A 13027-nucleotide genomic window follows, 5' to 3' on the forward strand; every position below is an offset into this window, starting at 1 on the left:
CTCACGATTTCAGGGACATGAGCGTGTCGAACAGCTCGTTGGTGGTCTGGATAAGGGTGCTGGCCGCCTGGTAGGCCTGCTGGTAGCGCATCAGGTTGGTCAGCTCCTCGTCCATGTTGACGCCGGCCACTTCCTGCTGCCTGGCGTCCAGCTCCGCGGCCAGGGCGTTGGACTGGGTGTAGTTGCGCGCCGCGGCGTCCGTGTCCGCCCCCACCTTGCCCGTCAGGGCGTGGAGGTGGCTGGACAATGACTGCGAGGTGCCGGAGTGCACGCTGTCCAGGCGGACCTCCTTGTCGGCCATGGCGGCCAGGGCCACTGCGTTGGAGCTGTCGCCGGAGGCGACCTCGCCGGCACCGTCCACCGTGGCGGCGTTGATCCTGTCCGTGTCCGCGGCCACCCTGGGGTCCACGGCCATGTCCGAGGCATTGCTGCCGGTAAAGAAGGTGTTCAGGCCCACGGCGGCGAGCAGGCCGCTGCTGTCCCCGGCGAACTCGAACTCCACGCCGCTGGCGGCTGTGAGCTGGAGCTGTCCATCCTGGATGTCCGCCTGGAGCTGGCCGGGATAGCTGGCGTTGATCGCGTCGGCCACATCCTGGAGGGAGTGGACCTCTGGATCGAAGTTGGCCGTACCTGGTGTGATGGAGGAGAAGTCCAACGCCTCCACGCCCAGGGCTTCGCCCGTGTCCTTGTCGTAGAAGGCGAAGGCCAGACCGCCGGCCTGGAGATGGTCGGCATAGGGCAGGGAGCTCTCGGCCAGGGGAATGGTCTCGTCGTCCACCTCGTAGCTGCCCGACGCGCCGGTGTAGTGCTCCAGTCCGGCGCCCTGGCTGTGCTGGTAGTTGACCTCCCAGATCAGCTCCCTGGCCAGGGCGTCCAGCTCTTCCTGATAGGCCAGGAGGCCCTCGTCGCGGGCCATGACAATGCCGGCCAGCTCGCCGCCGGAGAGGCGGTTGTTGGTGCCTTCGCCCTGCAGCGGCGTGATGTTGACCTTGCCGCCGGTGGTAGCGTGCCAGTACAGGCCGGACTTGGGCATGACGTCGAAGGTGTCGCCCGCGGCAAGGTTGGTGGTCGTGGGAGCGCCGGAGTCGCCGCTCTGGCCGAACCAGATCTCCACGCCGGCCACCTCCACCTTGTCCTCGTACCCGCCGGCCGTGAACTGCATGACCGCGCCGTCCTCATCCGTGAGCCAGGTGTCGCCGCCGTCCAGGGAGACGCGGAAGGTGGCGGCCGAGGCCGAGCCGTCTGCCGGGCCGTTGGACGTGACCTCCACGAGTAGCTCGTCCGAGCTGGCGCCGTTGAAGTAGAGCGCGCCGTCAAAGGATGATGACGCGCTCAGGTCCGTCTCTACCTGCGGGTTCTCCCAGGAGAGCTCGTAGGCGTAATCGCCCTCCACCAGGGTCTGGCCGCCGGCGGTGAGCACGGTGACGCTGCTCCCGTCGCTCAGCACCTGCACGTCCACCAGGCTGGAGAGCTCGCGGATGGCCGTGGCGCGCTGGTCCTGCAGCTCCAGGCTGTCAGGATGGCTGGTGATGCTCGCGTTGAGCGCGGCGATTTCCTTCATCAGGGAGTTGGCCTGGTCCACGCTCTCGGCGGCGTCCTTTTCCAGCGTGTTCAGGGCGTCGTCCAGGGAGGAGTCGAGCATGGACAGGCTGTCCACCAGGGTCTCGGCGTAGCTCAAGAGCTCCTGCCGGACAGCCTCGCTGTTGTCATCCGAAGAACCCTCCAGGGCGGCGAGGCTGTCCATGAAAGTGTCCAGGGCTGTGGCCACGCCGTAGTCGTTGGTCTGGCCAAAGAGCTTCTCCACATTGTAGAGGGCCTCGGCCATGGCGGCCCAGGCTGAGGTCTCGCTGTTGGCCGACAGGTAGTTGGACTCCAGCAGGGTGTTGTAGTTGCGGCGAACTTCCTCGACCTCGGCGCCGGTGCCCACGCTCAGCCCGCCGCCGATGGAGACGGAGTAACTGGTAGCGTAGCCCACGGTGCGGCGTGCATAGCCTGCCGTATCGATGTTGGCGATGTTGTCGCCTGTTACGGAGATGCCCACCTGGGCGTTCATCAGCGCCCGTTCTCCCAGGCTCAGCAGCGAGTTGATCATGGTCGTGCTCCTAGCGCTTCAGGTTGATGGCTTCCTGAAGCAGCGTGTCCACGGTGGTGATGACCTTGGAGTTGGACTGGTAGCCGCGCTGGTAGCGGATCAGGTCGACCATCTCGCCGGAGTAGTCCACGTTGGAGAGCTCCAACTTGTTGGAGGCCACGGAGCCGAACTGGTTGGTGCCGGCCACGCCGGTGATGGGCAGGCCGGAGTCTCCGCTGGCTGAGTAGAGGTTGCCCCCTTCGTTGATCAGGCCCTGGTAGTTGGCGAAGTCCGCCAGGCCGAGCACGTAGAGTTCCATGGACTGGTCGTTGGAGAAGATGCCCGTGATCACGCCGTTGTCGTCGATCTCCACATCTTCCAGGAAACCGGGGGGATAACCGTCCTGCGACCGGCTCAAGGTCGAGGAGGAGCGGCCGTACGCCGTGGTGGCGTTGGAGCTGATGACCGGCTCCTCGAAGTTGAAGAGGTTGGCGATGTCCGAGCCTATGAGTGAGGCATCGGCCACGGCGCTGTCCCAGCCGGTGGCCGAGGGCGTGTTGTCGTGGATGCCGAAATCGATGCCGATGTTCAAAGCCTCGGCGTCGCCGGTGTAGCTGGCGTTGTCCGAGCCCGAGAAGTTGGCCGTGAACATGGGGTTGCCGTCGTCGCCGATATCGGCCGGGGTCCAGTTGGTCAGGTCGTGCAGATCGCCGGTGGCCGCGCCGTTCAGGGTAAAGGCGGTCATGCCCGTGAGCTGGCTGGAGGAATCGAAGGTCAGGGTGCCGGTCATGAGCAGGCCGGCGCTGGAGGTGCTGGAGAGCTCCTGGCCGTCGATGGTGCGGCCGTCCTCGGAAGGATCGCAGGTGATGATGTACTCCCAGACCTGGCCGCCGCCGGCGTCGCTGACCACGCTGTCATCCTGCACGGGGTCGAAGTAGATCGTGACCTCGTGGGAGCCGCCGGCCTCGTCGTAGACCACCATGGAGCTTTGGTAGGTGTAGCTGTTCTCGCCCATGGGCGGGTCGGCCGTGCCGTCCCACTCCTGCTGCAGGGAGAAGAAGGGGTCTGTGGGGTTGGCCGAGCGTTCCTCGCTGTCCTTGTCGAGGTTCACCAGCAGGGTCATGAACGAGGTGGCCTCGGGCGGGGACTGCAGATCGTCGAAGCGGATGTCGCCCAGCGCGCCCTTGGTGCTGACGCCGTTGCCTTTGTGCGCTGGGTCCGCTTCCCATCCCTGGACGCGGTAGCCCTGCGCGTTGATGAGGTATCCGTCCTCGTTGAAGGAGAAGTGGCCGGCGCGGGTGTAGTAGTTTCTGCCGGTGGTGGGATCGGTGACGACGAAAAAGCCCTTGCCGGTGCAGGCCACATCAGTCGGGGACGCTGTGTCCTCGTAGGAGCCGGCGGAAAAATCGCTGTACAGGGTGGAGACCGAGGAGCCGTGGCCTATCTGGTCCGGGCCGTTGGCCGTGTGCAGAGAGGAGTAGAACATGTCCTCGAACTGGATGGAGGTGGACTTGTAGCCGACGGTGCTGGAGTTGGCCAGGTTGTTGCCCACCACGGAGATGCCCTTGCTGTGGGTGGAGAGACCGGCGATGCCGGTATACATGGCGCCTGTCAGGGTGCTCATGGAAGTGCTCCTCGCGTCCGCTAAGAGGCGGAGTTGGTGTAAACGTCCGTGACGGACATCATGTTTACGGTGCGGCCGTCAGAGAGCTCGAAGACGGTGGTGCCGTTCTGGGCGCTCATGCCCACCACGGTGCCCTGGCAGAGAGTGGAGACGGAGATGAAATCGCCCTGGTCGTCGAGGGCGATGATGCCGACGGAGTAGTTGCCTTTGGCGACCTGCTCGTCGTCGGAGTTCAGGCCGTTCCACTGGAAGGTGTGCTCGCCTTCCGTCAGGTCGGTGAGGGCCACGGTGTCGACCAGGGAGCCGTCCTCGTCGTAGATGTAGGCCATGGCCTCGGTGGCGTCGTCGGAAAGCGTGTAGTAGAGGGGGCTTACGCCGTCGTCGCCCACGCTGACCTGGTCGCCTTCGGCCACCACATCCAGGCCGATGTAGCTCACGGCGCTGTTGATGACCTGGGCGTTGGATTGGTCCAGCATGCTCGCGATGTTCTCGTTCATGGAGGAGAGCTGCTCCACGGTGGTGAACTGCGCGAGCTGTGCGAGCATGTCCGTGTTGTCCATGGGATTCAGCGGGTCCTGGTTCTCCAGCTGGGCGATGAACAGGGTCATGAAGGCGTCATCGTCCAGCTCGTTGGAAGGGGTCGCCGTGTCGGTCGACGTTGTCGTATATGCACTCGACTGAAGGATAGATTCAGTTTCCATACATCTCCTCCGTTTCCTCATACATATCTGTTTGTGCTATGATCTTGCGAAGCTCGAATATCTCCAGCCTGCATTCCTTGCAGGACGCCATGTGATCTTCAACAGCCTTCCGCGCTTTCGCCGGAAGGCGTTTATCCAGGTACGCTGCAATGGTGTTGTGTCCTGGGCACAGTAGAGAGCTTTTTGAAAGTCCCTCTACAATATCGCCGCCCCAGATTCGAACGCCTGTGTCATGGATGTACTTATCGATGCATACCCTCATGCGCTTTCTCCTTTGTAGACATATACGGAGGAAGGGCAGCGAAACATCCATTAACGGAGGCAAAGAAGTCTGTGGAAAAGACAAGAGACGTTGAGATACAGTGAAGGAGGCTTGAGGTTTCTAAAGAAACGGGAAAAATGCGGCGGAAAGAGGGACGGCGAGAGGGGGAGCGTGATGGAGCGCGGCGCATCACAAGGCGACGCACTGCTGGACAGCGCGCCGCGCATGACGTGCGCGTCAACAAAGAATGGCACCGGTCCCGAAAGAGCCGATGCCGTCGCTTGTCGCGTGCGTCTATTATAAGGATGGCGGGGCGGGCGCCTGGGGCGTGCGCAGGAATGCGCCCGCGCCGGAGCGTTGCCCTGGATCAGGGGGAAAATGCGCCAGAAACAGGCGGGAGCGGCGTAATTGTGTACGGAAATGCGCTTCAGGCGTGGAAGAAGCCTTTGTTACGGTTGCCAACCGCGTCATTTCCTTTTATTCACGAATCCTTCCCGACAGAACAATACACCAGGAGACCCGTCATGCGCCGCGTCATCAGAGCCGTGAGCCTCGCGCTTCTTGCCGTCTGTCTTACCGCATCCGCTGCATTCGCCATGGAAATCAAGCTCGGCATCGTCACCACGCCGGGTTCGGCCCAGTACATCGTGGCCGAGAAGTTCAAGGAGCTCGTGGAGGAGCGCTCCAAGGGCGACATCACCGTCTCCATCTTCCATAGCGCCTCCTTGGGCAACGAGACCGAGATCCTGCAGCAGATCCAGATGAACGCCGTGAACATGGGCGTCATCACCCTGGGCCCCTTCGACGCCTTTGTGCCCGAGGTCAAGGTGGTCAACTTCCCGTTCCTGTTCAAAAGCTACGACCACGTGAGCAAGATTCTGGACGGCCCCCTGGGCAAGGAAGTGCTTAAGGATATTGAGAAAGCCGGCTTCAAGGGCCTGGCCTTTTCCGAGAACGGCTTCCGCAACCTGAGCAACAACGTGCGGCCCGTGCACAGCGTGGAAGACGTGGATGGCCTCAAGATCCGCGTCATGGAAAGCGCGCTGCACAAGGAGCTCTGGCGCGTGCTGGGCGCCAACCCCACCCCCATGGGCTGGCCCATCTACTCCGAGCTGGAGCAGGGCGTTATCGACGGCCAGGAGAACCCGGTGAGCGTGATCAAGGTTTTCAAGCTCTACGAGGTTCAGAAGTACCTGAGCCTGACCGGCCATGTGTACTCCGCGCACATCGACGTGGCCAACCTGGGCTGGTTCAACGGCCTGGACCCCGAAGTCCAGAAGATGCTGAGCGACTCCATGTACGAGGCGGCCGTGAACGAGCGCAACTGGAACCGCGAGAACGAGGCGGGCTTCCTGGCCGAGCTGGAGAAGGAAGGGATGATCATCGACAAGAATCCCGACAAGGCATCCTTCCGCGCCAAGGCCGTGGAGCTGAAGAACATGGAGCTGTTCACCAAGGACCCGTCCACAGCCGCGCTGCTGGACAAGTTCCTGGAAGCCACCAAGTAGCGTCATGACAAGCGGGGGAGGGCGGATCGCTCTCCCCCGAATCGTATAGAGAACCGGAATCCGGACGGCGTCGCCATGGTCCGTCCACCGAGCAATGTCCCATGTTGGTTGTCCGCATCATCCTTCGCTTTAGCGACGCAGTAAACACCGTGGCCGAATGGGCGCTGGGCCTGCTCGGCTTCTCCATGGCCGCGGTCATCGGCATGCAGGTCTTCTTCCGCTACGCATTGAACGACTCCCTGTTCTGGAGCGAGGAGCTGGGCCGGCTGATCCTGGTCTGGCTGACCTTCCTGGGCGCAAGCGTGGCCTACAAACGCGGCGCGCACATCGGCGTGGACGCGCTGTTCAACGCGCTGCCTTCCGCCGGCAAGCGGCTGGCCAGCATCGGTGCGACCTGCGCCGGGCTGTTCCTCTTCACCATCCTGGCCTGGAAGGGGTTCGAGTTCCTCGACTTCATCAAGTTCCAGCAGACCACCTCCCTGGGCGTGACCAAGCAGGTGCCCTTTGTGATGGTGCCGGTGGGCGGCGCGCTCATGCTGATCCACGGCATCGCCTTCCTGGTTCGTGACATCTTCGACTGGCAGGAGCCCGATATGTCCTGCCCGGCCCCCCAGGTAGAGAATGACACGGACGGGCAGGGGGCGACTTCATGACCGCCATCCTCTTCTTCCTGCTGGCGCTGCTCTTCCTGCTGAATACGCCCATTGCCGTGGCCATCGGCGCGTCCACGGCTGCGGCATTCCTCATCAAGGGCGACGCGAACATGATGCTGGTGGCCCAGCGCATGTACGGCGGGGCCGACTCTTTCCCGCTCATGGCCGTGCCCCTGTTCATGACCGCCGGCGTGCTCATGGAGACCGGCGGCATCTCGCGCAGACTGGTGGCCTTTGCCGAAAGCCTGGTGGGCTGGCTGCCGGGCGGTCTGGCCGCGGTGTCCATCGTCTCGGCCATGTTCTTTGCCGGCATCTCCGGCTCTGCCGCCGCGGACACGGCCGCCGTGGGCGCGATCCTGATCCCGGCCATGGTCAAGAACGGCTACAGCCGGCGCTACTCCGGCGCGGTGCAGGCCGCTGCCGGCTCCATCGGCGTGATCATCCCGCCGTCCATACCCATGATCATCTTCGGCGTGCTCACGGGCGCGTCCATCGGCAAGCTCTTTGCGGCCGGCATCCTGCCCGGCCTGCTCATGGGCGTCACGCTGATCATCGTGGCGCTGTACATCGCCAAGCGCCAGGGCTTCACCAACCGCACGCCGTTCGCCTGGGCCACGGTATGGCGCACAGGCAAGGGCGCGTTCCTCGCCCTGGGCGCGCCGCTGCTCATCCTGGGCGGCATCCTGGGCGGCATCTTCACGGCAACGGAGTCCGCTGCCGTGGCTGTGATCTACGCCATGGTGGTGGGTCTGGGCGTGTACCGCGAGCTGAAGCTGAAGGCGCTGCCACAGCTGTTCATCAACGCCGCGATCACGGCCAGCGTGATCATGTTCATCATCACCCAGGCCACGGTGTTTTCGTGGTTCCTGACTATCGAGCAGATTCCCCAGGCCATTGCCGGCACGGTGCTGGGCCTGACGGACAACCCGCTGCTGCTGCTCCTGCTGGTCAACTGCGTGCTGCTGGTGGCCGGCACCTTCCTGGAAACCACGGCCGCGCTTATCCTGCTGGTGCCTGTGATAACGCCCATGCTGCCCTCCCTGGGCATCGACATTGTCCAGCTCGGCGCCATAGTGGTGACCAACCTGGCCATCGGCATGCTCACCCCGCCCATGGGCGTGTGCCTCATCGTGAGCTGCGGCTTGTCTGAAAGCTCGCTGACCCGAATCAGCCGGAGCGTGCTGCCGTTCCTGGCCGCGCTGCTCATCGACCTCCTGCTCATCACCTTCTGGTCGCCGCTGACCATGTGGATTCCCTCCATGGTCAACTGACCGCGGCTCCAACAATAGATCGGTATCCAGCGCCCGGCGTTTTTCCGCGTCGGGCGTTTTTCTTTGTTGCGAGCATCCGGCCTGGACATTTTCGCTTTTTACGGCATCATTTGAGTCGGGAAACTTTGTGCGGCGGCGGTTTTTTGCTGCCGGTATGCAGACAACCCATGCGGGGTCTGCGCTTTCTGTATAGTTTTCATACAGATGTACACGGCACGCTGTTCAATATGTGTACAATACAGTGAGCAGAAAGGAAGGGCGACGCAGAGTGGAACGCCGTTTCAGGAGGGGTATGGTTTATGCTTATAGCTGACCATGATGGTATGACTTAATATACACGACATTGCCGATATGGAGGCACCTCATGCAGACCAACCCGCATAGCCGGCTCAAGGCTTTTTGTGTGCTCGCCCTTGTGGTGGGGCTCACCGCCGTCCACTACACCTTTGGCGGCCACAACATGGACGTCCATCTCTTCCACAGGGAGCTCTTCTTCATCCCCATACTCCTGGGCGCATTCTGGTTCGGCATGTCCGGCGGCATTGCCACGGCCGTGGCCAGTGTCCTTCTCTACATCCCCCGCCTGATATTTATGCAGGGCCACCTGACATGGACGACCCTCGGGTTCCAGGCCGTGGTCTTCCTGATGGTCGGCGCGTTGCTGGGTTGGCTGTCGGATCGTGCAAAGCGGCAGCGCCAGGCCGCGCTGGATGCGGAACGCCAGGCCGTGGTGGGTCGGGCAGCCACGGCTGTGGCCGGAGAGATGGCGGAGATTCTGGGTGCGTTACGGCGCATGACTGCGGAGAAGCCGGAGAACCTGGGTCTGGACCCGGACTATCAGGCCGAGCTGGACCGGTTGCAGAACATGGTGGAAGCGCTGTCGAACTACGCCCCAACCCCGAAGAAACGGCTCAGCACAGACATCAACACGGTCATCAAGGAACAGGTGGCGCGTTTTCAGGAGACCGCGGAGCAGGCTTCGGTTCGTCTCGTAACGTCTCTGGACTCCAAGGGCTGCCCCATCCATGTGAATGACGAGCAGCTCGGCGACGTCATCGCGGCGCTCATTCGCAACGCCATCGAGGCATCCCCAAACGGCGCGACCGTGGAGGTCTCCTCGCTGCGGTCCGGCGCGTGCTGCGAGCTGTCCGTGAAGGACCAGGGCCCGGGCATCAAGCCGGAGCACCAGGCCAGGGTCTTCACGCCGTTCTTCACCACCAAGCCGGGCGGCAGCGGGCTGGCTCTGGCTGCCGGACGCAAGGTGGTGTCCACCATGGGGGGTGAGCTGACCCTGCAAAGCACGCCGGGCGAGGGCGCCCGGTTCATCATCACCATCCCGCGGGAGAACCCGGAGACGTAGACGGCCGCGTCATGGCGGCCGCAGGACAGAGCGTGTCGCCAGAGGGGATCGCAGGTTCGGTACGATACGGAAAAAAGAAGGCGCCCGATTGTGAGCGCCTTCCGTTCAATTCCTTGCAGGGGCGTTGCCCGCGGCGATTATTCCGCCTCGAACTGCTTGAGTTGCTCCGGGGTGAGGATGGCCTTCACGCCCTTGATGTAGTCCATGCCGGCCAGGAACATTTCGGCCTGGGCTTCGGCCTTTTTCTGGAACAGCTCCTTCACCTGCTTGGGGTCCACGTCCTTGTCCCAGCGCAGGCCGGCCAGATCGATGCGGACCTTCATGCGCTGGGCCCAGAGGTCGGCCATTGTGTCCAGCTGCTGCTTTGCCAGGGTGCGGACCTTGTCCCACTGCTCGTCCGTCAGGTTGAGGTTGTCCAGCATCCGAACCATGCCGGGCAGGCCCTTGATGCCGCATGCCGGGCCGCCCATTCTGCCCATCATGCGGCCCATGCCGCCTTTGCCGCCCTGCATGTGGGACATCATCATGGGCATCATGCCCTTGTCCATCATGTGCATCATGTCGGGCCCCATGCCGCCGGAGCCCATCATTCCCTGACCACCGGCCTGGCCCGGTTGTGAAGCGGCCTGCTGTCCTGTGGCCTGATCCACGATGCCCATCATCCCGGACGGCGGCATGTTTTTCATCATGCCCTTGCCGCCCGCGCCCTGGCTCTGCTGTGCGGCCTGGTTCTTTTGGGCAATGGCTGTGCCGGTCACGGCCGGAACGAGCATCAGCGCAAGTATGATGAACAGCGTTGGTGTGAGTTTTTTCATGGTGCCTCCTCGGTCGGGGGTGTTTGGGTGCGTGCGCATGACTATACCGAGTATCAATACCACAGATGGCCGGCTGAGACACAGCAGTGCGCCAGAGTGCCTGAAAAATGGCCCCACCAGATGCGTGCCCGCCACGCGCGGGCGTAGCAGAGCAGGGCAGGGCCGTAGCCGGCGCGGGCAATCGTGCTTTACCCATGACGGAGAGTCTGTTACAGATAATCCGTAACGGAGGTTCCGTCATGCCCAATCCATTTCGCAAAGAAGCTTTGGAGCCCGGCGCCGTGCTCTGCAACCGGGTGGAGGAGCTGCGCCGCCTGAAAGATGCGGCCGAGTCCGGCGAGAACGTGCTGCTCCATTCGCCCCGCCGCTACGGCAAGACATCGCTCTGCAGAAGGCTGCAGTACGACCTGCAGGATGATGGATACGCCTGCGTGTCCACGGACTTTTTCGGCGTGGACAGCGTGGAGGAGATCGCCCGCCGCCTGGCGCGGTCCGTGGCCATGGCCATCCACAGCCGCCAGTCACTGTGGGACAAGGGCCGGCGCTGGCTCTCGGCCTGGAAGAGCTTCCGGATCATCCTCAGCCCCAAGAGCGACGGCTCGTTCGACATCAGCGTGGAGAAGGTGCGGCTCTCCATCGATCCGCGCACGCTGCTGGACGACATGCTCCAGGACCTGGCCGAGTTCGTGCGCGGCGGCCACTTCCCGTGCCACGTGGTCTTCGACGAGTTCCAGGAGATCACCCGGCTCAGGGAGGCGGCCGTGGTGGAAGGGCTCATACGCGGCGCCATCCAGGGGCTGCCGTGCTCCTTCATCTTTGCGGGCAGCCGCCGTGGCATCCTCAAGGCCATGTTCCAGGACAAGACCCGGCCGTTCTTCCAGTCCGCCACGCCCATGCAGCTTCCGTCACTGCCCACGGCCGAGGCCGTTGCCTACCTCACGGACCAGTTCGGCCGCGGTGGTCGCGAAATATCGCCGGAAGCGGCAGAGCTGCTCATCCAGAAGGCCAGCAACCATCCCTATTATATTCAGCACATCGCCAGCGACGCCTATGCCGTGAGCGAGAGCACCGTGGGCGTGGACGAGGTGGACAAAGCCTATGCGCTGACCGTGCAGGCCTGTGTGCCGCTGTTCGAGGCCACGCTCACGGGCCTGACGCCGCAGCAGATAGGCGTGCTGCGGGCCGTGGCCCGGCACCAGCCGGACGAGATTCTGGGCCGGCAGTTCTCCCAGAGCATCGGCCTGCAACCGTCCAGCATCACCTATGCGAAGAACAAGCTTGTGGAGGAAGACCTTGTCGAGCAGCGCGATGGCCGCTGGCGGGTCGTGGACCCCGTATTCGAGGACTGGCTGCAACGGGACGGTGGGTGAGCGTCCTTATGATAAAGGGAACAGGGGCGAGAGCCTGCGCGGCGGAGCAAAGCACTTTCCGTCCGCCTCCTGCGTGCGTAGCGCCCGTAGCCGCCAGAGGGTTGTAACTGCCTCGACGCATAGTGATCTTGCCTGACCCCATACCCGGCTCTGACATCACCTGCCACTGCCGCCAGAGCGCTCGCGGCGGGCGCTTTTCTGCGGCCTTTTTGCATGGAGCCGCGTCATGCATTACTACTGCGCTTTTGCGCAATGATGGGTTCGAGTCCGATGCGGTCGTTGCGCATGTTCGAATGTTTCCACACCGTTCCGGCTCAATCGAGGGGGACTGCTCTGATGTCGCAACTGAGTACGCAAGGCCACCGCGTCGACAATATTCCTATGGCGGTCAGCATCATCGTCCTGACCGTGTTGGCGCTGTCTTTGGGAGACGCGCTGATCAAGTTGACCAGTGGCGACTTCGTCATCTGGCAGATATTCGTGATCCGTTCCCTGATCGCGATCCCGGTCCTGCTGCTTGTTCTTGCGTTCGCGGCGCCCGGCAGTCTGCGCGTGCCGGACGAACCCGGGTGGGTCATTCTGCGCAGCCTGATGCTGGTGGCAATGTGGGTCTGCTACTACCTCTCATTGCCAAAGCTGACGCTTTCGGCCGCTGCAGCCGCCTACTACACGCTGCCCATCTTCATTACCCTGTTCTCGGCCCTGTTCCTCGGCGACAGGATCTCACGGAAGGGCTGGATTGCGGTCTTCGCAGGCTTCCTGGGCGTGGTGCTGATCCTGCGGCCCAAGGCGGGCGATTTCAACGCCTATGCGATCCTGCCGCTCGCCTCGGCCATGCTCTACGCCGGGGCCATGATCCTGACGCGCAGCAAGTGCCGCGCCCAGCATCCGCTGGTCCTGTCGCTGGCGCTGAACGTGGCCTTCGTGGTCACCGGAGCTTTGGCTGCAAGCCTGATCCTGCTGCTGCCCGATTCCTTGCGGCAGGGCTTTTTGTTCGCGCCTTGGGCCGCCATGGGTGGGCCCGAATGGCTTTCGATGGGACTGCTGGCGGGGGCGATACTGATCGGCAGCATCGGCGCCGCTATCGCCTATCAGAACGGCCCGCCGGCCATGATCGGCGCCTTTGACTTTGCCTATGTCGGCTTTGCCGTTGTCTGGGGAGTGATCTTGTTCGCCGAGATACCGGACATGGTCTCGGCCCTTGGCATGTTGCTGATCGTGGGGGCGGGAATCCTGTCCTTGCGGCAATGACCGCGATGCCTGCACAGCATGACGCCAGCGCTGGCGTCAACAAACGCTGGGATTCAGCTCTGAGCAGCTATAGCGTGCTGGAGTATTGGCGGAGGGAGAGGGATTCTCGTGGCCAGACATGAAATGCGTTACTTCTCAGCG

11 protein-coding genes are annotated in these 13027 nt (G+C 63.1%); 6 read left to right on the top strand and 5 right to left on the bottom strand.

Annotated features, from left to right (window positions below; all coding sequences use genetic code 11):
- Position 1: 1 nt before the first annotated feature.
- The 4 genes from flgK to E8L03_RS18925 are packed head-to-tail and all read right to left on the bottom strand — an operon-like array spanning position 2 to position 4658.
- Positions 2 to 2092 (bottom strand): flagellar hook-associated protein FlgK, encoded by a 2091-nt coding sequence (gene flgK / locus E8L03_RS18910; RefSeq protein ID WP_171268192.1) that lies wholly within the window; start codon positions 2090 to 2092, stop codon positions 2 to 4.
- Positions 2093 to 2102: 10 nt separating this feature from the next.
- Positions 2103 to 3695, bottom strand: a complete 1593-nt coding sequence (locus E8L03_RS18915; RefSeq protein WP_171268193.1) for a flagellar hook protein FlgE — start codon at positions 3693 to 3695, stop codon at positions 2103 to 2105.
- Between the two features lie 20 nt (positions 3696 to 3715).
- Positions 3716 to 4396, bottom strand: coding sequence for a flagellar hook assembly protein FlgD (locus E8L03_RS18920; protein WP_171268194.1), 681 nt, complete (start codon positions 4394 to 4396; stop codon positions 3716 to 3718).
- The gene (locus E8L03_RS18925; RefSeq protein WP_167512584.1) at positions 4386 to 4658 is read right to left on the bottom strand and encodes an anti-sigma factor family protein; all 273 of its coding nucleotides are present in this window, start codon (positions 4656 to 4658) and stop codon (positions 4386 to 4388) included. The genes E8L03_RS18920 and E8L03_RS18925 overlap by 11 nt, the downstream gene beginning before the upstream one ends.
- Before the next feature lie 524 nt (positions 4659 to 5182).
- Between E8L03_RS18925 and E8L03_RS18930 the strand changes: the two genes are divergently transcribed.
- From E8L03_RS18930 to E8L03_RS18945, 4 genes are all read left to right on the top strand, one after another.
- The gene (locus E8L03_RS18930; protein ID WP_171268195.1) at positions 5183 to 6166 is read left to right on the top strand and encodes a TRAP transporter substrate-binding protein; all 984 of its coding nucleotides are present in this window, start codon (positions 5183 to 5185) and stop codon (positions 6164 to 6166) included.
- Between the two features lie 101 nt (positions 6167 to 6267).
- On the top strand, positions 6268 to 6819 hold the full coding sequence (locus tag E8L03_RS18935) for a TRAP transporter small permease (protein ID WP_171268196.1): 552 nt from the start codon (positions 6268 to 6270) through the stop codon (positions 6817 to 6819).
- Positions 6816 to 8090, top strand: coding sequence for a TRAP transporter large permease (locus E8L03_RS18940; protein ID WP_144306534.1), 1275 nt, complete (start codon positions 6816 to 6818; stop codon positions 8088 to 8090). The genes E8L03_RS18935 and E8L03_RS18940 overlap by 4 nt, the downstream gene beginning before the upstream one ends.
- 364 nt (positions 8091 to 8454) lie before the next feature.
- Complete coding sequence (locus E8L03_RS18945) at positions 8455 to 9450, top strand: PAS domain-containing sensor histidine kinase (protein WP_171268197.1); 996 nt, start codon at positions 8455 to 8457, stop codon at positions 9448 to 9450.
- Between the two features lie 137 nt (positions 9451 to 9587).
- Here E8L03_RS18945 and E8L03_RS18950 read toward each other — a convergent pair whose 3' ends face one another.
- Positions 9588 to 10265, bottom strand: a complete 678-nt coding sequence (locus E8L03_RS18950) for a Spy/CpxP family protein refolding chaperone (protein ID WP_171268198.1) — start codon at positions 10263 to 10265, stop codon at positions 9588 to 9590.
- Positions 10266 to 10504: 239 nt separating this feature from the next.
- On the opposite strand from E8L03_RS18950, the gene E8L03_RS18955 reads away from it, so the two are divergent.
- Both E8L03_RS18955 and E8L03_RS18960 read left to right on the top strand, forming a co-directional pair.
- Positions 10505 to 11635 carry an AAA family ATPase gene (locus E8L03_RS18955; protein WP_171268199.1) on the top strand — a complete coding sequence of 377 codons (1131 nt, stop codon included), beginning with the start codon at positions 10505 to 10507 and terminating at the stop codon, positions 11633 to 11635.
- A 336-nt stretch (positions 11636 to 11971) separates the two neighbouring features.
- Positions 11972 to 12886, top strand: coding sequence for a DMT family transporter (locus tag E8L03_RS18960; protein ID WP_171268200.1), 915 nt, complete (start codon positions 11972 to 11974; stop codon positions 12884 to 12886).
- Positions 12887 to 13027: the final 141 nt, after the last annotated feature.

The sequence above is a fragment of the Oceanidesulfovibrio marinus genome (genome assembly GCF_013085545.1).
Taxonomy (GTDB): Bacteria; Desulfobacterota; Desulfovibrionia; order Desulfovibrionales; family Desulfovibrionaceae; genus Oceanidesulfovibrio; species Oceanidesulfovibrio marinus.